The sequence below is a fragment of the Variovorax sp. OV084 genome (assembly GCF_900111625.1).
Taxonomy (GTDB): domain Bacteria; phylum Pseudomonadota; class Gammaproteobacteria; order Burkholderiales; family Burkholderiaceae_C; genus Variovorax.
This window is the reverse complement of sequence record NZ_FOII01000006.1, coordinates 257,557-277,593: the sequence shown is the minus strand read 5'-3', so window position 1 is coordinate 277,593 and position 20,037 is coordinate 257,557. Positions and strand designations below refer to the sequence as shown.

15 protein-coding genes and 3 tRNA genes are annotated in these 20,037 nt (G+C 66.8%); 14 read left to right on the top strand and 4 right to left on the bottom strand.

Features of this window, described 5'->3' with window-relative positions:
- The first annotated feature begins 8 nt into the window (after positions 1-8).
- The 3 genes from BMW87_RS18525 (at position 9) to BMW87_RS18515 (ending at position 358) form a co-directional block, all read left to right on the top strand.
- A tRNA-Ala gene (locus BMW87_RS18525) sits at positions 9-84 on the top strand.
- Positions 85-135: 51 nt separating this feature from the next.
- Positions 136-211, top strand: a tRNA-Glu gene (locus BMW87_RS18520).
- A 70-nt stretch (positions 212-281) separates the two neighbouring features.
- Positions 282-358 (top strand) — tRNA-Asp (locus BMW87_RS18515).
- A gap of 68 nt (positions 359-426) precedes the next feature.
- Here the strand turns inward: BMW87_RS18515 and BMW87_RS18510 are convergent.
- The gene (locus BMW87_RS18510; protein ID WP_177192800.1) at positions 427-1,368 is read right to left on the bottom strand and encodes a LysR family transcriptional regulator; all 942 of its coding nucleotides are present in this window, start codon (positions 1,366-1,368) and stop codon (positions 427-429) included.
- Positions 1,369-1,480: 112 nt separating this feature from the next.
- Between BMW87_RS18510 and gstA the strand changes: the two genes are divergently transcribed.
- Positions 1,481-2,092 (top strand): glutathione transferase GstA, encoded by a 612-nt coding sequence (gstA, locus tag BMW87_RS18505; RefSeq protein WP_093077867.1) that lies wholly within the window; start codon positions 1,481-1,483, stop codon positions 2,090-2,092.
- 132 nt (positions 2,093-2,224) lie between these two features.
- Positions 2,225-2,605: an HU family DNA-binding protein gene (locus tag BMW87_RS18500; protein WP_093051666.1), complete on the top strand. Its 381-nt coding sequence runs from the start codon at positions 2,225-2,227 to the stop codon at positions 2,603-2,605.
- A 72-nt stretch (positions 2,606-2,677) separates the two neighbouring features.
- Here BMW87_RS18500 and BMW87_RS18495 read toward each other — a convergent pair whose 3' ends face one another.
- Positions 2,678-2,887, bottom strand: coding sequence for a hypothetical protein (locus BMW87_RS18495; RefSeq protein WP_093051663.1), 210 nt, complete (start codon positions 2,885-2,887; stop codon positions 2,678-2,680).
- 163 nt (positions 2,888-3,050) lie between these two features.
- Between BMW87_RS18495 and BMW87_RS18490 the strand changes: the two genes are divergently transcribed.
- Positions 3,051-3,524 (top strand): hypothetical protein, encoded by a 474-nt coding sequence (locus tag BMW87_RS18490; protein WP_093077866.1) that lies wholly within the window; start codon positions 3,051-3,053, stop codon positions 3,522-3,524.
- A 96-nt stretch (positions 3,525-3,620) separates the two neighbouring features.
- A complete protein-coding gene (locus tag BMW87_RS18485; protein ID WP_093077864.1) occupies positions 3,621-5,447 on the top strand; it encodes a bifunctional metallophosphatase/5'-nucleotidase in 1,827 nt (608 codons plus the stop codon).
- Here the strand turns inward: BMW87_RS18485 and BMW87_RS18480 are convergent.
- Complete coding sequence (locus tag BMW87_RS18480) at positions 5,431-6,126, bottom strand: DUF418 domain-containing protein (protein ID WP_093077863.1); 696 nt, start codon at positions 6,124-6,126, stop codon at positions 5,431-5,433. The two genes, BMW87_RS18485 and BMW87_RS18480, sit on opposite strands and share 17 nt — an antisense overlap.
- Before the next feature lie 235 nt (positions 6,127-6,361).
- Between BMW87_RS18480 and BMW87_RS18475 the strand changes: the two genes are divergently transcribed.
- Entirely contained in the window at positions 6,362-6,946 is a 585-nt protein-coding gene (locus BMW87_RS18475) for a BPSL1445 family SYLF domain-containing lipoprotein (protein WP_093051892.1), read from the top strand.
- Between the two features lie 13 nt (positions 6,947-6,959).
- On the opposite strand, the gene BMW87_RS18470 is transcribed toward BMW87_RS18475, so the two are convergent.
- Complete coding sequence (locus BMW87_RS18470; RefSeq protein ID WP_093077861.1) at positions 6,960-7,805, bottom strand: ParB N-terminal domain-containing protein; 846 nt, start codon at positions 7,803-7,805, stop codon at positions 6,960-6,962.
- 269 nt (positions 7,806-8,074) lie between these two features.
- On the opposite strand from BMW87_RS18470, the gene BMW87_RS18465 reads away from it, so the two are divergent.
- The 6 genes from BMW87_RS18465 to BMW87_RS18440 all read left to right on the top strand — a co-directional run bounded on the left by BMW87_RS18465 (position 8,075) and on the right by BMW87_RS18440 (position 20,035).
- Positions 8,075-8,596 carry a sigma-70 family RNA polymerase sigma factor gene (locus BMW87_RS18465; protein WP_093051649.1) on the top strand — a complete coding sequence of 174 codons (522 nt, stop codon included), beginning with the start codon at positions 8,075-8,077 and terminating at the stop codon, positions 8,594-8,596.
- 48 nt (positions 8,597-8,644) lie between these two features.
- Entirely contained in the window at positions 8,645-8,914 is a 270-nt protein-coding gene (locus BMW87_RS18460; protein WP_093077860.1) for a DUF4880 domain-containing protein, read from the top strand.
- A 148-nt stretch (positions 8,915-9,062) separates the two neighbouring features.
- A complete protein-coding gene (locus BMW87_RS18455) occupies positions 9,063-9,293 on the top strand; it encodes an MbtH family protein (RefSeq protein WP_093051643.1) in 231 nt (76 codons plus the stop codon).
- The gene (locus tag BMW87_RS18450; protein WP_093077858.1) at positions 9,293-10,051 is read left to right on the top strand and encodes a thioesterase II family protein; all 759 of its coding nucleotides are present in this window, start codon (positions 9,293-9,295) and stop codon (positions 10,049-10,051) included. Before BMW87_RS18455 ends, BMW87_RS18450 begins: the two co-directional genes overlap by 1 nt.
- A gap of 58 nt (positions 10,052-10,109) precedes the next feature.
- Positions 10,110-15,407: a non-ribosomal peptide synthetase gene (locus tag BMW87_RS18445; protein ID WP_093077857.1), complete on the top strand. Its 5,298-nt coding sequence runs from the start codon at positions 10,110-10,112 to the stop codon at positions 15,405-15,407.
- On the top strand, positions 15,407-20,035 hold the full coding sequence (locus BMW87_RS18440; protein WP_093077855.1) for a type I polyketide synthase: 4,629 nt from the start codon (positions 15,407-15,409) through the stop codon (positions 20,033-20,035). Before BMW87_RS18445 ends, BMW87_RS18440 begins: the two co-directional genes overlap by 1 nt.
- Positions 20,036-20,037 lie beyond the last annotated feature (2 nt).

Genomic DNA, 20,037 nt, shown 5'->3' with positions numbered 1-20,037 from the left:
ACCCACACGGGGGTATAGCTCAGCTGGGAGAGCGCTTGCATGGCATGCAAGAGGTCATCGGTTCGATCCCGTTTACCTCCACCATCAAAGTGTCGAGAAGGTATGAAGTGCTGATCGCAGCACGTCCAAGGTTTTGACCCTATCGTCTAGAGGCCTAGGACACCACCCTTTCACGGTGGCTACCGGGGTTCGAATCCCCGTAGGGTCGCCAGTTTCACTTCGGTGAAGCAGGCACAAGTGGCAACACTTGGCTCCGTCAAACGAGCGAACGTTGTCTACCAGGAGTGGTAGTTCAGTTGGTTAGAATACCGGCCTGTCACGCCGGGGGTCGCGGGTTCGAGTCCCGTCCACTCCGCCAGTCAGAAGCCCTTGCAGCTCAATGAGTTGCAAGGGCTTTTCACTTTCTGGCCTCCCCACGCAATTACTTCATCTTGCTGCTTCGGGGCGTGTCACGCCTGCGAGGTGCTGCTCGTTCGACAGCAGGAAGTCGATGAAGGCGCGCACGCGCCGAGGCATCGCCCGGCTCGCGGGATAGACCAGTGATGCGAGCTTTGGCGCGGGCTCGAAGTCTCGCAGCAATCTTTCGAGCCGGCCATTGGCGAGGTGCTCGCCCACAACGAACATCGGCAGGTGCGCGATGCCCAATCCGGCCACCGCCATTGCCGCGAGGTGGTGCATGTCGTCCGACCGCACTGCGGCTCGTGGCTCGATCTGCAGCGGGCCTTCCGACGCCTTGAAATTCCACGGATCCTCGCGACCATCTGGCCGCGTGTAGGCCATGCATCGATGCTCAAGAAGCTCTTCGGGCCGTGATGGCCGCGACATCTCTTTGAAACAGGCAGGTGCCGCAACGGTGACGAACTGACCGTATCCAAGCGGCCGTGCCACAAGGCTCGAGTCGGGCAGGGCGCCCACCGCGATCGCGACATCCAGTCCCAGGTCGAAGATGTCTGACAGCCGCATGGTCGACACGATCTCGATGCGCAGCTTCGGATGCCGCGCGAGCAGTGCTGGTAGCAGCGGCGCCACGAGAAACGTTCCGAAGAGCGGCGGCAACCCCATGCGCACCGTGCCGGCCACCGCGCGCGTGCCCGCGCCAGCTTCTTCCGCCGCTTCGGCCAGCAGGTCGAAGGCCCGCGCACAACGCTCGTGAAACGCCATGCCTTCCTCGGTCAGATGCAAGGCCCGCGTCGTGCGCGCCAGCAACTGCACGCCGAGATCGCTTTCGAGCCGGCCAACGGCCTTGCTCACGGCCGATGGCGTCATCGCGTGCAGTGCCGCTGCGGCGGTGAAGCTGCCCGCATCGGCCACGGTCACGAATACGCGCGCATCGGCCTCCGAGATTGGCAACTCGTGAGTCCGGCTCATCAATCTTGTGCCCTCAACCCGCTTTTTCATGAAGCCCCTCGCGGCCACCATTCGTGGCGTGCACATCGATCACGTCAACACAACCCCGTCTGACCACCAACAGGAGCCGATCATGAAACTCTTCTACAGCCCCGGTGCTTCTTCATTGTCCCCGCACATCGTGCTGCGCGAGGCTGGTCTGACCGCGGAGATGGTCCGCGTCGACCTCGAGACCAAGACGCTGCCCGCCACCGGACAGAGCTATCTGCCGATCAACCCCATGGGCAAGGTGCCCGCGCTCGAATTCGACGACGGCGCGGTGCTTACCGAAGGCCTCGCCGTGCTGCAATACCTTGCCGATCTCGTGCCAGCCTCGCGGCTTGCGCCGGCTGCCGGCACCATGGCCCGCTATCGCCTGGCCGAAGCCCTGAGCTTCGTGGCCACCGAACTGCACAAAGGCTTCGCGCCGATGTTCGATCCCGACGTGCCGGCAAGCTACAAGCACAGCCTGATCGCGGACACACGCGCCTTCGATCGCATCGCATCGCTGGTGCAGCCGGGGCCGTACATCCTCGGCGAACACTTCACTGTCGCGGATGCGTACCTCTATCCGATCCTGCGCCTCGGCCGTCATGCGGGACTTGATTTTTCCTCATGGCCGGCGATAGGCCACTACATGGAACTGGTTGCGAAACGCCCCTCCGTGCGCGCCGCGATGCGGGCTGAAGGCCTGGTCGAAGACTGATCGATGAAGGCCTGAAGCGACCGCGTTACATCCGGGCTCTCGCAGTCGAATAAACTCCGCCCCGCTTGCAGCTTGTATTCGTGCTGCGCCGCCATAGGCAACATGGCGAAATCAAACCTAATAGGAACTCAGTTGAACCGCATCGAACTCGTCGAAAAAATCGTCACCGCCCACAACGTCAGCAAGGCAGAAGCTGCGCGCATCCTCGAGACCGTTACCGGCTCGATCGTCGCCGCAGTGAAGAAGGGTGACCCCGTCCAGATCGTCGGCTTCGGCACTTTCAAGCAAGTGGCGCGCGCCGCACGCTCGGGCTTCAACCCCAGCGCGGGCACCAAGATCAAGATCGCCGCACAGAAGGTGCCGAAGTTCGTGCCGGGCGCTGCCTTCAAGGCCGCCGTGGACCCGAAGGCTGCAAAGCGCAAGGCCGACAGCAAGGCAGTGGCTGCCAAGCCCGCAGCAGCGAAGAAGGCCGCAGCACCCGCCAAGAAGGCCGTGGCTGCCAAGAAGAAGTAAGAAGCTGCGACTGCAGAAATAAGAACGGCCCCTCGGGGCCGTTTTTATTTGGTGGTGCATTTATGCGCCGCTTCAGTCGGGTTCGATCACACCTTCGCTCAGATAGCGCTGGTATTCGGCAATGGGAATCGCCGTCGTCTGCGTGCTGCCGCCATCGCCCCAACTCAGCACGGCGCTGTCGGGCGCCAACTGGACCTCTATCGGCCCTTGGGGAATGAGGATCAGGGGGCCGTCGCCGGCCCGGTATTCGACATTTCCTGTGACTTTCGCGTTCGCTGCCATGGTTTCGTTCCTCGGGATGTTGGGGAATGCGGGGGCGGGCCTCAAGCGTATCGGATATGGCGACTCGTGGGGTATCGCGCTGCGGCGATGCGTGTAGGCGAACGTCCATCGGAAGCGCCCGTCACATCGGCGTAACGCGCGGCGTGGCACGCTCGCGCTTCGAATGACGAAGCGTTTCAGAATTCTTGTTGCTGTGTCGGTGGCCTGCCTGGCGATCCTGGCGGCAGCCGTCGCGTGGCGACTGACTGCCGGCAGCGATGCGCAGGCTCGCATGGCGGATGCAGCCCCATCGCTCGAAATCCGCTGGCACGGCGGCGGCATCGTGCTGCAGGGCGCGGTGCAGGACGTCGCCACGCAGCACGCACTGGCGGACGGCGCAGCCGCGCGCCTGGGTGGCGAGAGCGATCAGGTGACCGACTGGCTCGACATCACGCCCGCGGCGCTGCCGGTGGCCGATGCCGCATCGCTCGCCCGACTCATCCTTCTTGGGCAGGAAGGCTGGCACCTGCAGCGGCGGCCGACCGAGGGCTGGCTCGCCGTGCAATCGCTGACCGACGAGCGCAGCGCGCAGGCAAAGGCGCTGCTGCAGGCCGCCTTCGGCCCTGGCGTTGCGATGCGTCTCGTGCTCCTGCCCTGAGCGGGCGATCTCCTTGCGGGCTCAAGGGGCCTTCACGGCACCGTCATGTGCCGTCCCCAGCATCCGCTGCATTCAAAACAGAGGAGAGAGGTTCCCATGCATCCATCGTTCAAGCGCCTTGCCGTTGCCGGCGTGGTGGCCGCCACCCTGACTGCCTGCGGCGGCAGCGACAACTCAAACAATTTCATTCCTTTCGTGCCACCGCCCGCGGCAACCAACCCGCCGCCGGCGTCGCCCGCCGTGCCTGGCACCATGGACGTGAAGCTCATCGCCTTCAACGACCTGCACGGCAACCTCGAGCCGCCGAAGCTGTCGATCAGTGCGCCTGCCAAGGGCGGCGGCACGGTGCCGGTGCCCGCCGGTGGCGCGGCCTACCTGGCCTCGGCCATCGCCTCATTGAAGGCCAAGAACCCGAACAACGCGGTGGTATCGGCCGGCGACATGATCGGCGCCTCGCCGCTGGTCTCGGCACTGTTCCTCGACGAGTCGACCATCGAAGCCGTGAATGCGATGAAGATCGATTTCAACGCGGTCGGCAACCACGAGTTCGACAAGGGCCAGACCGAACTGCTGCGCATGAAGAACGGCGGCTGCGCGAAGAACACCGCGCTCGAACCCTGCCGCGTCAACAAGAGCTTTCCGGGCGCCAACTTCGGCTTTCTCGCGGCCAACACCGTGAAGGGCGACGGCAACACGCTGTTCCCCGCCACCGGCATGAAGACCTTCACGAAGGACGGCGCCACAGTGAAGGTGGCGTTCATCGGCATGACGCTGAAGGGCACGCCGAACATCGTGACGCCTGCCGGCGTCGCGGGCCTGACTTTCAAGGACGAGGCCGATACCGCCAACGCGTTGATCCCGCAGCTGAAGGCACAGGGCGCGGACGCCATCGTCGTCGTCATCCATGAAGGCGGCACCACCACCGTGGGCTACAACGACAAGAGCTGCGCCGGCCTGAGCGGCGACATCCTGCCGATCCTCAACAAGCTCGACACCTCGGTCGACATCGTGATCTCGGGTCACACGCACCGCTCGTACGTGTGCGACTACGGCAAGACCAACCCGGCCAAGCCCTTCCTGCTGACCAGCGCCGGCCAGTACGGCACGCTGCTGACCGACATCAACCTGACCATCGATACCCGCACGCGCAAGGTGACGGCCAAGGCGGCCGACAACGTGATCGTGCAGGGCGAGGCCTACACCAGCGGCACCACCACCGTCGCGCTGACCGACCAGTACCCGACCTTCGACAAGAACCAGGAAGTGGCTGCGCTCATCAACCAGTACCTCACCATCGCCGGACCGCTGGTGCAGCGCGTGGTGGGCTCGCTCACCGCAACGGCCACGCGCACGCAGACCGCGTCGAAGGAAAGCGTGCTGGGCAACCTGATCGCCGACGCACAACTGACAGCGACCAGCCCGGCCGGCAAGGGCGCCGCGCAGATCGCCTTCATGAACCCGGGCGGCGTGCGCGCCGACCTCGCGCCCGCCGGCGACGGCAGCGTGACCTACGGCCAGATCTTCGCCGTGCAGCCTTTCGGCAACAGCCTGGTGGTGAAGACCATGACCGGCGCGCAGATCAAGGCCGTGCTGGAGCAGCAGTTCAACAGCGGCTCCAACACCGTGGCCGCGCCGAAGGTGCTGCTGCCCTCCGCAGGGTTCACCTACAGCTACAGCACTTCGGCGCCAGCTGGCTCGCGCATCAGCAACTTGTCGCTCAACGGAACCGCGATGGCCGACGGCACCAGCTACCGCGTGACGATGAACAGCTTTCTGGCTACCGGCGGCGACAACTTCACCGTCTTCAACCAGGGCACGGACACGCTTGGCGGCGATCAGGGCGTAGACGCCCTGGAGGCCTACATCAAGGCGAACAGCCCGCTGACGCCACCGGCGACGAACCGCATTACGGTTCTGCCCTGAGCGGTTGCTGGCGAAGGGGGCGGGCCGCGTTCAGCTGGCCTGCCTGCCGGGACGACCAACGCGCCAGCCACCAGCAACTGAGCATCGCCTGCAGCACGGCGATGCCCAACAAGAAGCCGAAGCTCGGCCCGAGGGCGTAGAACAGGCCCAGCCCGAGCAGTGCCTGCGCGAGCCAGTTCGCCAGCGCCATGCACCCCATGGGCGCGAGCTTGCGCAACCAGTGCCGCCAGCGGGTCTGCTGGAACAGCAGCACGAAGGCCGCCATGCAGAACAGGCTGAGCGCGATCTGGTGCAGCAGGCGCATCACCCTGACACCCGCGCCGCCGGAGTCCCACAACATCAGCGGCGCGGTCGTGGCCAAGCTCACGACGAGCGCCACCTTCAACAGGCGAACCCAGAGCCGCCGGTGGGCGACAGACTCCTGCAGCATGCGTCGAACGAGCAGGCGTATGGAGTTGGGCTTCTCCCCGGGCCGCACCGCCTGCATCGCGAAGCCCAGGCCGAAGAGCAGGGCGAGCAGCGCGATCGACGTCACGATGAATTCGAGCAGTGAAGAACTGCGCAGATTGAACAGTGGTACGCCGAACAGCGCGAAGCCGCGAAGCGAGTCCAGCAGTTCAAGGCGGCGGGTGCTACCGGCGCCTGGGTGGCGCGACGGCCTTGCGAGGTCGGATGTCATGGGAGTGCGCAAAGTGGGGTCGCTGCGATGCTATGAATCTGCATTGCACGAACATTGCGTTTGGGCCGCCTCCAGGCCGGCCCCGGGCGCACCACCGTTCACCGATGCCGTGACCTTGCGTAGGCCGATGTCTCCAACCGGATTTGGGCCGGTTTTGCAGACTTAGCATGAGCAGATCTGCTGTCGAAGGCAGAGATTTCTTCGCCGACTCATGTTTTTTGCAAAGGATTCCGTCATGAAAACCATGAACTTCCGCATGCTGGCGCTTTCATCCGCCGTGGCGGCGTGCAGCCTGGCCTTTGTCGGGTGCACCACCACGCGACCGCAGGATCAGTCCAGCAGCGCGTCTTCGCGCACTTCCATCGACGCCCAGGTCGATGCCTCGCTGTCCAAGCTGTACGACTCCGTGAGAGGTTCACGCGAGCTGGTCGCCAAGTCGAGCGGCGTGCTGGTGTTTCCTGCCGTGATGGGGGCCAGCTTGGGCGTGGGCGCTGAATACGGCCGGGGCGCCTTGCGCGTGAACGGGCGCACGCAGTCGTACTACAGCACCACCGCCGGGTCGGTGGGCTTCCAGGCGGGTGCGCAATCGAAGGCGGTGATCTATCTGTTCACCACGCAGGCGGCGCTGGACAAGTTCCGCAGCAGCAAGGGCTGGACAGCGGGCGCTGACGCCACTGTGGCGCTCGCGACCATCGGGGCCAACGGCAGCATCGACACCAACACGCTGCGCCAGCCCGTGGTGGGCTTCGTGATGACGAACGTGGGGCTGGAAGCCGGCGTCTCGCTGTCGGGAGCGAAGATCAGCGAAATCCAGCCGTAGCAGGCTGCTGGGCTCAGTGGCCGAGCCGGGCCTGCAGCTCGGCCACTTGTTTGCGCAGGGCCTCATTCTCGGCTGTGAGTTCGGCCACGCGCTGTTCCAGCGCCTGTACCGCATCCGGCCTGACTTGTTGTTGTTCGTCGTCCGAATGCGCTTCGGCGGACTCCTCACGCGGCTTCTTCTTCGATTCGCGCACGCGCTTGGCGGCCTGCTTGAGCTCGTCCTTGCCGGCGTTCGCGGCCGAGACCTGCTCCTCGGCCGGCAGCGTGGCCACGGCAGCTGCGGTGTTGATCGAGATCACGCCCGACTTCACGGCTGCCACCAGTTCCGGCGCGGCCTGTTTCTGGATCTTTTCGATCATCCCGACCTGGCTGCTGCTCAGGCGTGCGGCCTTGGCGATGGCTTCGCGGCTGCTCAACGGCGCGGGTGGCGGCAGGGTGGGGGCTGACGCACTGTCGTCCGGCGAGCCGTCGGCGGGGGGATCGACGTCGAACGGGGCGTCGGACGCCGAGGCTGGCTCAGCAGCGACGCGGCTGCGCTGCTTGTCGACGATGTCCTTCTTCCGCAGCGCCAGCACGCCGCGCAGGAAATCCGAAATGCTACGCCGGCCAAGGTGCTGGTCGATCATCCAGAGGTGCACGTCCTCGATGGTCTTGAAGCGCGTGTTCTGCACCGTCTTGAACGGCAGGTCGTGTTTCTGGCAGATGCCATAGCGGTTGTGGCCGTCCACCAGCACGTCGCCCCATAGCACCAACGCGTCGCGACAACCCTCGGCCAGGATGCTGCGTTCCAGCGCTTCGTGTTCCTCCGGCGTCAGTGGGTCGATATAGGCTTTGAGTTCTTCGTTGACGACGATGTTCATGAGGGGCGGGAAGCGGAACGGGGCAAAGGGGCGGAATTTTAGATGCGCCCGGCCGACGGCTTTCGAGACGTCGTCCGGGTGTCTCTGTTTGGTGCATCCAAACGTCTATAGAGGTAAGGACACAGTCGCAAATTTGCGCTGTCATCCTTTTGTAAATATTAATGATTCTTATTTAAATATGTGGCCGGAGAGCCGCAGCCACGCCAATGCGCCCGACGCGCCCCGTTCCGAATTTCGACGCCTGGCCCCAATCTGGAGTTGCTCAAAAAATGCTGTCACTCACGTCCGAATCTTCTCTGGGAGATGTTTTCGTCGCCAATCGGGCCCAGCTTCTGCACGTGGCCCGCAGGATCGTCCGCACCACGGACCTTGCCGACGATGTCGTGCAGGACGCCTATCTCCGCATTGCCGACGGCGCCTGCGACCGCAAGGTCGACAAGCCCATGGGCTATTGCTGCCAGGTGGTGCGCAATCTCGCACTCGACCATTGCCGCCGCCAGTCCCTCGAAGCCACCTACCGCACCTTCGACGTGGACGTCGAGACGCTCGATGTCCCGGGACCAGCGTCGCCGGACCGCGTGATGCGCGACCGGCAGGCTGTCGGCCTGATCGAGAAAGCGCTGTCGGCGCTGTCCCCGAGGACGCGCGTGGCCTTCCAGCTCTACCGTCTCGAAGGCCTCACGCAGCGCGACATCGCGGCGCAGATGGGCTGCGCGCTCGGGCTCGTGAACCGCCTGATCGCCGAGGCGGACGAGGCTATCGGCGCGATGCGCCACCTGATCAAGGATTGACGCAGAGAAACTCTCGTGCCGCTTCGTGTAAGGTAAAACCGTACACGCATGGCACAAGAGCAAGACGACCTCATCTGGCGCACCGCATGGGACTGGGTGCGGCGCGAGCACGACCGCGAGAATTTCGGCGAAGGTTCGCGTGTCGAAATGGTGACGTGGCTTCTCGCCGACCCCGCCCACCGCAAGGCCTACGACAAGGCCGCCCGCCTCTGGCTGCTCGCGGGTCTGGTGCCTCCCACCATCGACGTCGATGCGTGGAAGAAAAACCAGAACCGGGCAACCCCCGAAGACGCAGCACCCAGCGACGACGACGCCTGATCGTCGCCAGCGCGCCGCCTGGCCGCTCCCCGCACCGGGGTGAACAGATTCGGTCCCGAATCGTCATGTTGATCAGAAGCCCAGCAATCGGCCTCCCACCGGCCCGCTTGCCCGCCTGCTTCCTCAATCAACCGCACAAGGACCGCCCATGTCTACCAGCTGCTTCGATCGCGAAGACGAAACCTTCATCGTCCTGGTCAACCAGGAAGACCAGTACTCCATCTGGCCGCACTGGAAGGCCGTGCCCAGCGGCTGGAAGGCTGTCGACGGGGTAAAGGGCGACAAGAAGACCGCGCTCGATTTCGTCGAGAAGAACTGGACCGACATGCGCCCCAAGTCGCTGCGCGACTGGATGGCCGCGGAAGCTGCCGCAAGCTGATGGCCGGGTCGGCGAGGGTTTCGCTGCTGTGCCTGCCCTGCGCGGGCGCCAGCGCGACGATGTATTTGCGCTGGCGGCATCAGCTGCCGCGCTGGATCGAGCTCGTGCCCGTCGAACTGCCGGGTAGGGGCATGCGCATGGGCGAGCGCTTCGTCGAAACCTACGACGCCCAGGTCGCGCGGATCTGCGCCGAGCAGGCGAACGCGATGCACGGCAGCTTCGCGATCTTCGGGCACAGCATGGGCGCATTGCTGGCCTATGGCGTCGTGCAGCGTCTGCGTGCGCTCGGTCGGCCGTTGCCGCTGGCGCTTTTCGCGTCGGGCAGTTCCGCGCCGTCGCAGCGCGACCCGAGCCGCCTCCCCGACACGCATGACGAAGCCGCGCTGATCGCCGACCTGCGCAAGCAGGGCGGCACCCCCGAAGAAGTCTTCGCCAGCGCCGAGCTGATGCGCATCACCCTCGACACGCTGGGCGCGGACTACCGCGTGTGCCAGAGCTTCGAGTACACGGCCGATGCGCCTCTTCCAATGCCTCTGCATGTCTTCGCGGGCCGACAGGACGACATCGACGCGGCGCGCATCGAGGCCTGGTCGGCGCATGCCGGCGGCGCTTTCACGCTCGACTGGTTCGATGGCGGCCACTTCTTCATCCGTCAGCACGAGGCGGCCTTCCTGGCTGCACTGACGCGCCGTCTGGGGCAGGCCATGGCCGGCAGGCATCAAGGCTCATTGCATGGGCATCGACTTGACGCGGCATGAGTGAACGCTGCCGGCCCGGTGCCGGCTGCGCCCCTACTAATTTTCTGGAGTGAGCGAGATGGCAGACACGGCAGCAACGACGGTGAATCCGGGGCATCACCCGGTGTCCGCAAACTTCGTGGAACACCTGCGGGCATTGGCGCAAAGCCGGCCGGACGACGTCTGGCTCACGGTGGTGGGCGAGGCGGATGGCGCCTACTTTGAGAAGCCGGTCACCTACGCCGTTTTCGAGTCGCGCGTGCGCGCGCTGGCGGCCCGCCTGCAGCAGCAGTTTGCGAAGGGCGAGCGCGCCCTCGTCATGCTGGACAACGACGACCATTACGCGGTGAGCATGCTGGCGTGCTTCTACGCCGGCGTGATCGCGGTGCCGGTGTTCCCGCCCGAATCCATGCGGCCGCAGCATCTCGCGCGGCTGACGGGCATTGCGGAAGACTCGCAGGCGCGCTGCGTGCTGACCTCGGCGGCGATGCGTGCCGCGATGGACGGCGCGGCCGATGCGTTCGCGCAGGCCGAGATGATTGCCGTCGACGAGGTGAGTCCCGCGCTCGCCGATGCATGGATGCCGTTCGCGCCCGCTGTGGACGATGCTGCGTTCCTGCAATACACCTCAGGCTCGACCTCCGCCCCCAAGGGCGTGATCGTGACCCACGGCAACCTCATCGCCAACGAGCGCGCCATTCGCGACGGCATGGGCATCGGGCCGGACGACAAGTTCGTGTCGTGGGCGCCGCTCTATCACGACATGGGCCTCATCGGCGGCCTCATGCAGCCGCTCTACAGCGGCATTCCGCTGGTGCTGACCTCGCCGCGCTACTTTCTCGAAAGCCCGGTGCGCTGGCTCGAACTCATCTCGCGCCATCGTGCCACCCTGAGTGGCGGCCCCGACTTTGCCTATCGCCTCTGCCTCGATCGCGTGAAGGGCGCGCGGCTCGCGGGGCTCGACCTCTCGACATGGCGCGTCGCCTACTCCGGCGCCGAGCCCGTGCGCGCAGACACCGAAACCGAATTCATCGAGCGATTCGCGCCCGCAGGCTTCGGCCCCGACGCCGTGTATGCCTGCTACGGCCTCGCGGAAGCGACCCTGTTCGTCACCGGTGGACAGCGTGGCGCCGGGCTGGTCGCGCGCGCCTTCTCCGCCGATGCACTGGCCAGGGGCGAGGGCGTGGAAAGCGCGCAGGGCACGATGCTGGTCGGCTGCGGCGCCGCGCCAGACGGCCACGACGTGCGCATCACCGACCCCGATTCGCTGGCCGCGCTAGACGCTGGCCGGGTCGGCGAAATCTGGGCCAGCGGCCCGAGCATCTGTGCCGGCTACTGGGGCAAGGAACGCGAAACCAGCGAGACCTTCGCCATGCATGAAGGGCAGCGCTGGCTGCGCACCGGCGATCTCGGCTTCATGCACGGCGGGCAGCTCTATGTGACGGGCCGCATCAAGGACCTGATCATCGTTCGCGGGCACAACATCTACCCGCAAGACATCGAGCGCACAGTCGAGGCCGAGATCGAGGCCGTGCGCAAGGGGCGAGTCGCCGCCTTCGCGGTGTCGGGGCCGGATGGCGAAGGCATCGGCGTGGCCGCAGAGGTTTCGCGCAGCATGCAGAAGCTCGTGCCTCCGCACCTGCTGGTCGATGCACTGGGTGCGGCGGTCAGCGAGGTGTTCGGCGAGGCGCCGTCCGCCGTGGTGCTGCTCAATCCGGGCGCGCTGCCCAAGACTTCGAGCGGCAAGCTCCAGCGGCAGGCGTGCCGCGCGGGGCTTGCGGCGCGCAGCCTCGATGCCTATGCGATCCACGAACACGGCGTCTTCACGCTCGGCGGCAGCGGGTCTTCGATTCCGGCGGAAGCACTGGTGCTCGACGAAATCGGAGAAGCGGTCTCGGCCATCTGGAAGGAAGTGCTCAGGTGGCCCGAAGACCGTGCGTTGGCGCACGACGCGCATTTCTTCACCTCAGGCGGCAATTCACTGGCCGCGGTTCAAGCATGCGCGCGTATCGCCCGGCACTGGAACATCGAATTCGATCTGCGCGACCTCTTCGAGCAGCCCCGGCTGAACGCTTGCGCGGCCATCGTGCGCAGCCGCAAGGACCGTCCGGGCCGCGTGCCCGGCATGGCGGCCATCGAGCCGCTGTCCGCCGAGCGCCGGCTGCAGCCCTTGCCGCTGTCGCACGCACAGGAGCGTCAATGGTTCCTGTGGAAGCTTGCGCCGCAGAGCACGGCGTACCACATGAGCGGCGCGCTGCGCCTGTCGGGCACGCTGGACGCCGCCGCGATGCATGCCGCGTTCGAAGACATCGCCGCGCGCCACGAGTCGTTGCGCACGGTATTCCTGGCAGGCGCTGACGGCACGGCAGAGCAGCTGATCAGCCCGTCGTGGGCACCGCTTCTGAATCTGATCGATCTGCGTCACCTCGCGGCCAGCGAGCGCGAAGCACGTGCCGCAGAAGAAGCGCAGCGCCTGTATGCCGCGCCCTTCGACCTGACGCAGGGGCCGTTGCTGCGCGTGGCGTTGATCCGCCTGTCGGACACCTCGCACCTGCTGGTGGTGGTGATGCATCACATCATTTCCGACAGCGCCTCGATGCAGGTGCTGCTCGATGAACTGGCGGCCGGCTATGCCGCGCGGCTGAAGGGCGATGCCCCGTCGCGCAGCACCGCGCCACGAATCCAGTACGTCGATCATGCGGCGTGGCAGCGCAACTGGCTCGCCGCGGGCGAGGCCGAGCGGCAACTGGCCTGGTGGCGCGCGCAGCTCGGCGAAGAGCATCCTGTGCTGGCGCTGCCGATCGACCGTCCGCGCACGGCGCAGATCGGCTATCGCGCGGCACGCCACAGCGTCGAAGTGCCCGGGGCACTGCTGGCCGGCTTGCGCCAGGCCGCGGCTAGCGAGGGCGCCACGCTGTTCATGGTGCTGCTGGCCGGCTTCCAGGCGCTGCTGCACCGCTACACCGGGCAGGAAGACATCCGCGTCGGCGCGCCGGTGGCAAACCGCAGCCGTGTCGAGGCGGAAAACATCATCGGCTTCTTCGTCAATACGCTGGTGTTGCGCAACCGGATCGGTGGGCGCATGCGGCTGTCGGATGTCGTGGCGCAGGCGAAAGAAGCGGTGCTGGGCGCGCAGACGCATCAGGACCTGCCCTTTGAGCAATTGGTCGAAGCACTGCAGCCGCAGCGCAGCCTGAGCCAGAGCCCGCTGTTCCAGGTGATGTTCAACCATCTTGTCGAGGACTACCGGGCGCTGGCGCAGTTGCCTGGGCTGGAGGTTGCGCACCATGCGCTGCCCGACGGAACGGCGCAATTCGAACTCGTGCTGGAAGCCCGCGAGACACCAGATGGCCGGTTGAGGCTGGGGCTGGTTTACGCGGCGGAGCTGTTCGATCGGGAGACGATCGAGCGGATGGCGGGGCACTACGTGGCGGTGCTGGAGGCATTGGCTGCCGAGCCTGAGCTGGCAGTGGGCGATGTGGCGCTGGTGGGTGCTGCGGAGCGCGCGCAGCTTGTGGCTTGGAGCGAGAACCCGCGCCGCCACGAGGGCGCACAGCCCGTGCATCGCCAGATCGAGGCGCATGCGAAGCACCGCCCGGATGCGCCCGCGTTGGTGTTCGGCGACGAAGCCCTGAGCTATGGCGAACTCAATGCCCGGGCGAATCGCCTTGCCCACCGCCTGATCGGCATGGGCGCAGGCCCCGATGTGCTGGTGGGCATCTGCGTGGAGCGCTCCACAGAAATGATGGTAGGCATCCTTGCCGTGCTCAAGGCAGGCGGCGCCTACGTGCCCCTTGACCCCGAGTACCCCGCAGACCGCCTTTCCTACTTGGTCGAAGACAGCGGCATCGCATTGCTGCTGACCCAGAGCCATCTTCGCAATCTCATACCTAATGCCGACGCATTGCAGGTGCTGGAACTCGACACCCTCGATACAGCGTCCGAGTCCGAGGCCGATCCGCAAGTCAGCCTGCACGGCGAACACCTGGCCTACGTCATCTACACCTCTGGCTCCACAGGCCGCCCCAAGGGTGCAGCCATCCGCCATTGCTCGCTGTTCAGCTGCATGGCCTGGATGCAGGAGTTCTACACCCTCGCAGGTGCAGACACGGTCCTGCACAAGGCCCCCTTCGGCTTCGACGTGTCGGTCTGGGAGATGTTCTGGCCATTGACCTCAGGGGCAAGACTGGTCATTGCCAACCCGGGCGATCACCGCGACCCGGTGCGCCTGGTCGAACTCATCCAGAAGCACCAGATCACGACACTGAACTTCGTGCCCTCGATGCTGCAGGCCTTCCTGGCCTACGAGGGCATCGAAGCAACGACGAAGCTCAAGCACATCATCTGCGGTGGCGAGGCCATGCCGGCAGCCACGCAAAGAGAAGCACTTCAGCGCCTGAGCGGCGCCACGCTGCAGAACCTGTACGGGCCGACGGAGACGACGATCCACGTCACCCAGTGGACGTGCCGGGACGACGGCAGCAGCCAGGTGCCGATTGGCCGGCCGATCAGCGAGACGCAGGCGTATGTGCTGGACGCCAGCCTGAACGAGGTGCCGGCGGGCGTGGCGGGTGAGCTGTACCTGGGGGGCATCAACCTCGCACGGGGCTACCTGAAGCGACCAGCACTGACGGCAGAGCGCTTCATCGCAGCGGCCAACGGAAGCCGCCTGTACCGCACGGGCGATCTGGTGCGCTGGAACAACGAGGGGCAGCTGGAGTACCTGGGGCGCATCGACCACCAGGTGAAGGTGCGGGGGTTCCGTATCGAACTGGGGGAGATCGAGGCGCAGTTGCAGGCGCAGCCGGAAGTACGCGAAGCGGTGGTCGTTGCGAACGAAGGCCCCGCAGGAGCGCGGCTCGTGGGCTACGTCTCGGGCCAAGGCATAGACACAGCCACGCTGCGAGAGCGCCTTGCAGAGGCGCTGCCCGACTACATGGTGCCCAGCGTCATCGTCGTGCTCGATGCCCTGCCGCTGAACGCCAACGGCAAGGTAGACCGCAAGGCGCTGCCCACCCCAGCCATCACCAGCGACAAGCCCTACGAAGCCCCGCAAGGCCCCATCGCCGAAACCATCGCCGCCATCTGGGCCGAAGTGCTGCAGATGGACAAGGTCGGCACTCACGACAACTTCTTCGATCTCGGCGGGCATTCGCTGCTGCTGGTTCGCGTGCACCGCCTGCTCGAAGACAGGCTGCGCACCACCGTCGCGCTGGTCCAGCTTTTCAAGTACCCCACGGTCGGTTCGCTGGCGCAGTGGATGGCGCGCGGCGCCGATGCACCCGCGGCGTTGTCGCCCACGGCCGGCGACGACCGTGCGCTGCGCCAGCGCGCCGCCTTGCTTCAACGTCGCAAATCAGCGGAAAGAGTCAACTGATGAACACCCTCAACGAACAGGCCGCGCAGGCCGATGCAGCCACCGGCATCGAGATCGCCATCGTCGGCATGGCGGGGCGCTTTCCGGGCGCCGAAGATGTCAATGCGTTCTGGCGCAACATCCGCGACGGTGTGGAGTCCATAGCCGGCTTCACCGACGAGCAGCTGCGCGCGCAAGGCATCTCGCAGGAACTGCTCGACGATCCGGCCTACGTGAAGGCGGGCGTCCAGTTCAAGGGCTTCGACCAGTTCGACGCCGGCTTCTTCGGCTACTCGCCGCGCGAAGCCGAGTACCTCGATCCGCAGCAGCGCATCTTCCTGGAGTGCGCATGGGCAGCACTGGAGCATGCCGGCTGCGACGCGCACACCTGGCCGGGCAAGATCGGCGTGTACGCGGGCGAGGGCCCCAACCTGTACCTCATGCGGCACCTGCTGCCCGCGTTCGGCCTGGGCGACGGACGCGGCATTGCCGACCTGCTCGGCCTCATGAGCGGCAACTCCGGCGGTTCGCTGTGCACCCGCGTGGCCTACAAGCTCAACCTGCGCGGCCCGGCAGTGACGGTGCAGACCGCCTGCTCGACCTCGCTGGCCGCGGTGCACACAGCCTGCCAGGCGCTGCTGGGCTACGACTGCGACATGGCGCTGGCCGGCGGCGTGTGGCTCAACCTGCTGCAGGACGGCGGCTACCTCTACCAGGCCGGCGCCATCCTCTCGCCCGACGGCCACTGCCGCGCCTTCGACGAGAAGGCCGCGGGCACGGTAATCGGCAGCGGCGCGGGCCTCGTGGTGCTCAAGCGCCTGGACGACGCGCTGCGCGACGGCGACACCATCCACGCCGTCATCAAGGGCACCGCCGCCAACAACGACGGCGCCGACAAGGTCGGCTTCACCGCGCCCAGCGTGAACGGCCAGGCCGAAGTCATCCGCGCGGCGCAACTGATTGCTGGCGTGACGGCCGAATCCGTCGGCTACATCGAGGCGCACGGCACAGGCACGGTGCTCGGCGACCCGATCGAGCTGGCCGCGTTGACGCAAGCCTTCCAGGCCGATTCAGATCGCACCGGCTACTGCGCCATCGGCTCCGTCAAGACCAACGTCGGCCACCTCGATGCGGCGGCCGGCGTCACCGGCCTCATCAAGACGGTGATGGCGCTCAAGCACAAGACGCTGCCGGCCAGCCTGCACTACGAGCGGCCCAATCCGCAGATCGATTTCGCGGCGAGCCCGTTCTATGTCAATGCCGCCACCAAGGCATGGCCCTCGGGTGCCGCGCCGCGCCGCGCGGGCGTCAGCTCGTTCGGCATCGGCGGCACCAATGTGCATGTGGTGCTCGAAGAGGCGCCGGCCGCGAAGCCGGCCGAAAACCCGTCCAGCTGGCAGGTGCTGCCGCTGTCGGCACAGAACGCCGCCGCGCTGCAGGAGGCGGGCCGGCAGCTCGGCCGCCATCTCGAAGCGTCTGCCGACCAATCGCTTGCCGACATCGCGCACACCTTGCAGAGCGGCCGCCGCCCGCTGCCGCTGCGCGCGGCCATCGTCGCCAACGGCCATGCCATGGCTGCGCAGACGCTGCTGTTGCCCGAGGGCGGCTTCGAGCAGGTGATGCGCGCGCCGGCCACCGCGCCCGAGGTCGCCTTCCTGTTCCCCGGCGGCGGCACGCAGCACGCCAACATGGGCGCGGCGCTGTACCGCGACGACCCGGTGTTCCGCGGCGAGGTCGACCGCTGCTGCGCCTTGCTGAACGACGCGATGGGCATGGACCTGCGCCAGCTGCTTTACCCGGCAGCCGGTGCCGAAGCCGCAGCCGACCAGAAGTTGTCGTGCATCGAATACACGCAGCCGGTGCTGTTCATCGTCGAGTACGCGATGGCACGCACCTGGATGGCGCGCGGCGTGCAACCCGCCGTGATGCTGGGCCACAGCCTTGGTGAATACGTGGCTGCCTGCCTGGCCGGCGTGTTCAGCCTGGAAGACGCGCTGCGCATCGTCACCACGCGCGGTCGCTTGATGCAATCGATGCCCGCCGGTGCCATGACGGCCATCGCGCTGACCGAGGCCGAACTCGCACCGTTCCTCCAGGCCGGCTGCGACATCGCCGCGATCAACGGCCATCAGCTGTGCGTGCTCGCGGGGCCGTTGCTGGCCATCGAAGCGGCAGAAAAGCAACTGCTCGCCGGTGGCCTGATGCCGCGCCGCCTGCACGTTGCCATCGCTTCCCACTCGGCCATGACCGAGTCCATCGTGGCCGAACTGCGGCAGGTGGTTGCCTCGGTGCCGCGCCATGCGCCGCGCATTCCTTTCATCTCCAACGTCACCGGCCAGCCGATCACGGCCGAGCAGGCGGTGGACCCGGCCTACTGGGGTCGCCATCTGCGCAGTACCGTGCGCTTTGCCGACGGACTGGCTGTGTTGCTCGGCGTGGCTGGGCGCGTCGTGCTCGAAGTGGGCCCCGGCGAAACGCTGTCGGGCCTCGCGCGCCAGCATCCGCTGGCCGGGTCGGCCGCGGGCATCTGGGCGAGCCAGGCGCATCCACAGCAGCAGGCCCGCAACGAGCGGCAGCTGGCCAGCGTGACCGGCGCGCTCTGGTGCGCCGGTGTCGAGATCGACTGGGCCGCCTGCCGCGCGAGCCAGCCGCGCCGCCAGGTGCCGTTGCCTACCTATCCGTTCCAGCGCCAGTCGTACTGGATCGAGGCGGGCACATTCGAGGGCGGCGCCCAGGCAGGGCCGGCAGCCGACGCCTTCTACGTGCCCACCTGGAAGCGCACCGAGCCGCTGCTGGCGGTGCACACCCCCGCGCCGGCCGGCACCTGCACGCTGGTGTTCGGCGAAACGCGCAGCCTCACCGACAGCCTGATCCGCCACCTGCACCGTGAGGCCGACGCGCATCCCGTCGTCTGGGTGGAGCAGGGGCCGGGCTTCGTCGAGATCAGCCCGCGCCACTACGCGGTGCGCCCCGGCGAGCGCGCCGACCACGAGCAGGTGCTGCGCAAGGTGCAGGCCGAGCTGGGGCCGGTCTCGAAGATCTATCACCTGTGGAGCGTGGACGACGAGCTTGCAGCGCCTTCGCAGTCGAGCGAGATGCTGGAGCGCGGCTTCTTCAGCCTGCTGGCCCTGGCGCAGGCCCTCGACAGCGCGTCGGCCGGCAGCGAGCGCAAGCTGGCGATCCAGGTCGTTACCAACCAGATGGAAGACGTGAGCGGGCTGGAGCCCCTGTGCCCCGAGAAGGCCACGCTGTTCAGCCTGGCCAAGGTGATCGGGCAGGAGTATCCGCACATCGACAGCCGCGTCGTCGATGTGGTGCTGCCTACAGCCGGCAGCGATGCCGAGGCATGGCTGGTGAAGCAGCTCGCGGCCGACATGCCGGCGCGCCACGACGAGCCGCTGGTGGCGTACCGCGGCCCGCATCGCTGGGTCAAGGCCTACGAGCCGCTGGCGCTGCCGGCGCCGGGCGCGGGGCCGCAGCAGCGGCTGCGCACCCACGGCGTCTACCTGATCACCGGTGGCCTCGGCGGCGTGGGCCTTTCCGTGGCGCGGCACCTTGCCAAGTCGTGGCAGGCGAAGCTGGTGCTTTTCGGGCGCACGCCGTTGCCCGAGCGCAGTACCTGGGAGGCGCTGGCCGCATCGCCGGAGCAGCCAGCGGCATTGCGCCAGAAGCTGCTGCAGCTGCTCGAACTCGAAGCCCTTGGCGGTGAAGTGCTCGCGTTGTCGGCGGACGTGGCCAATGCCGCGCAGATGAAGGCCGCCACCGCGCAGGCCCGGCTGCGCTTCGGCGCCATCCACGGCGTGATCCACGCGGCGGGCCATGCCAGCAGCGGGATGATCGGCCAGCGCACCCGCGCCATGGTCGACGCCGTGTTCGCGCCCAAGCTGCGCGGCACGCAGGCGCTGCTCGAAGCGGTGCGCGAAGACGCACTCGATTTCGTGCTCTTCTGTTCATCCATTTCCAGCATGGCCGGCGGCCTGGGCATGAGCGACTACGCCGCGGCCAACGCGTACCTCGACGCACTGGCCGCGCAGGTGCAGCGCAGTGCGCGCCACGCGGTGTTCTCGGTCAACTGGGACGCTTGGCGCGACCTTGGCATGGCCGCTGGCATGGTGCTGCCCGAAGGCGTCGGCATGGACGGCCCCGAAGGCGCGCTGGCGCTGGAACGAATCGTCAACGGCCCGGCGTTCTCGCAAGTCGTGATCTCCACGACCGACCTGACGCAGCGCCTTGGCGAGCTCGACAGCGGCATGCTCGAGCTGATCGAGTCCGGGCCGCTGGCCCACGCCGCGCGCGCGGGTCGTCGCAACCACCCGCGCCCCGCGCTCGACACGCCCTACGTCGCGCCCGACGGCGACCTCGAGACCGGCCTTGCTGCCGTCTGGCAGGACATGCTGGGCATTACCGCCATCGGCATCCACGACAACCTGTTCGAGCTGGGTGGTGACTCGCTGCTCGCCATCCAGATCCTGGCGCGCGTGCGCAAGGCCTACGAGGTCGAGCTGCACCCGGCCGCCTTCTTCAAGGCGCCAACCATCGCCGACCTGGCCCTGCTGGTCGAGACCCGGCTGATCGAAGAGATAGAGAACAGCGAGAACAGCGACCCGACCGATGCCGCCACACCGGACCGACTGTCCGCCACCGTCTGAAA

Excerpts from the sequence above, each read along its gene's own strand:
- BMW87_RS18485 (WP_093077864.1), top strand. The coding sequence starts at position 3,621 with ATGCATCCATCGTTCAAGCGCCTTGCCGTTGCCGGCGTGGTGGCCGCC.
- BMW87_RS18480 (WP_093077863.1), bottom strand. The coding sequence starts at position 6,126 with ATGACATCCGACCTCGCAAGGCCGTCGCGCCACCCAGGCGCCGGTAGC.
- gstA (WP_093077867.1), top strand. The coding sequence starts at position 1,481 with ATGAAACTCTTCTACAGCCCCGGTGCTTCTTCATTGTCCCCGCACATC.
- BMW87_RS18470 (WP_093077861.1), bottom strand. The coding sequence starts at position 7,805 with ATGAACATCGTCGTCAACGAAGAACTCAAAGCCTATATCGACCCACTG.
- BMW87_RS18455 (WP_093051643.1), top strand. The coding sequence starts at position 9,063 with ATGTCTACCAGCTGCTTCGATCGCGAAGACGAAACCTTCATCGTCCTG.
- BMW87_RS18440 (WP_093077855.1), top strand. The coding sequence starts at position 15,407 with ATGAACACCCTCAACGAACAGGCCGCGCAGGCCGATGCAGCCACCGGC.
- BMW87_RS18450 (WP_093077858.1), top strand. The coding sequence starts at position 9,293 with ATGGCCGGGTCGGCGAGGGTTTCGCTGCTGTGCCTGCCCTGCGCGGGC.
- BMW87_RS18445 (WP_093077857.1), top strand. The coding sequence starts at position 10,110 with ATGGCAGACACGGCAGCAACGACGGTGAATCCGGGGCATCACCCGGTG.
- BMW87_RS18465 (WP_093051649.1), top strand. The coding sequence starts at position 8,075 with ATGCTGTCACTCACGTCCGAATCTTCTCTGGGAGATGTTTTCGTCGCC.
- BMW87_RS18475 (WP_093051892.1), top strand. The coding sequence starts at position 6,362 with ATGAAAACCATGAACTTCCGCATGCTGGCGCTTTCATCCGCCGTGGCG.
- BMW87_RS18510 (WP_177192800.1), bottom strand. The coding sequence starts at position 1,368 with ATGAGCCGGACTCACGAGTTGCCAATCTCGGAGGCCGATGCGCGCGTA.
- BMW87_RS18495 (WP_093051663.1), bottom strand. The coding sequence starts at position 2,887 with ATGGCAGCGAACGCGAAAGTCACAGGAAATGTCGAATACCGGGCCGGC.
- BMW87_RS18460 (WP_093077860.1), top strand. The coding sequence starts at position 8,645 with ATGGCACAAGAGCAAGACGACCTCATCTGGCGCACCGCATGGGACTGG.
- BMW87_RS18490 (WP_093077866.1), top strand. The coding sequence starts at position 3,051 with ATGACGAAGCGTTTCAGAATTCTTGTTGCTGTGTCGGTGGCCTGCCTG.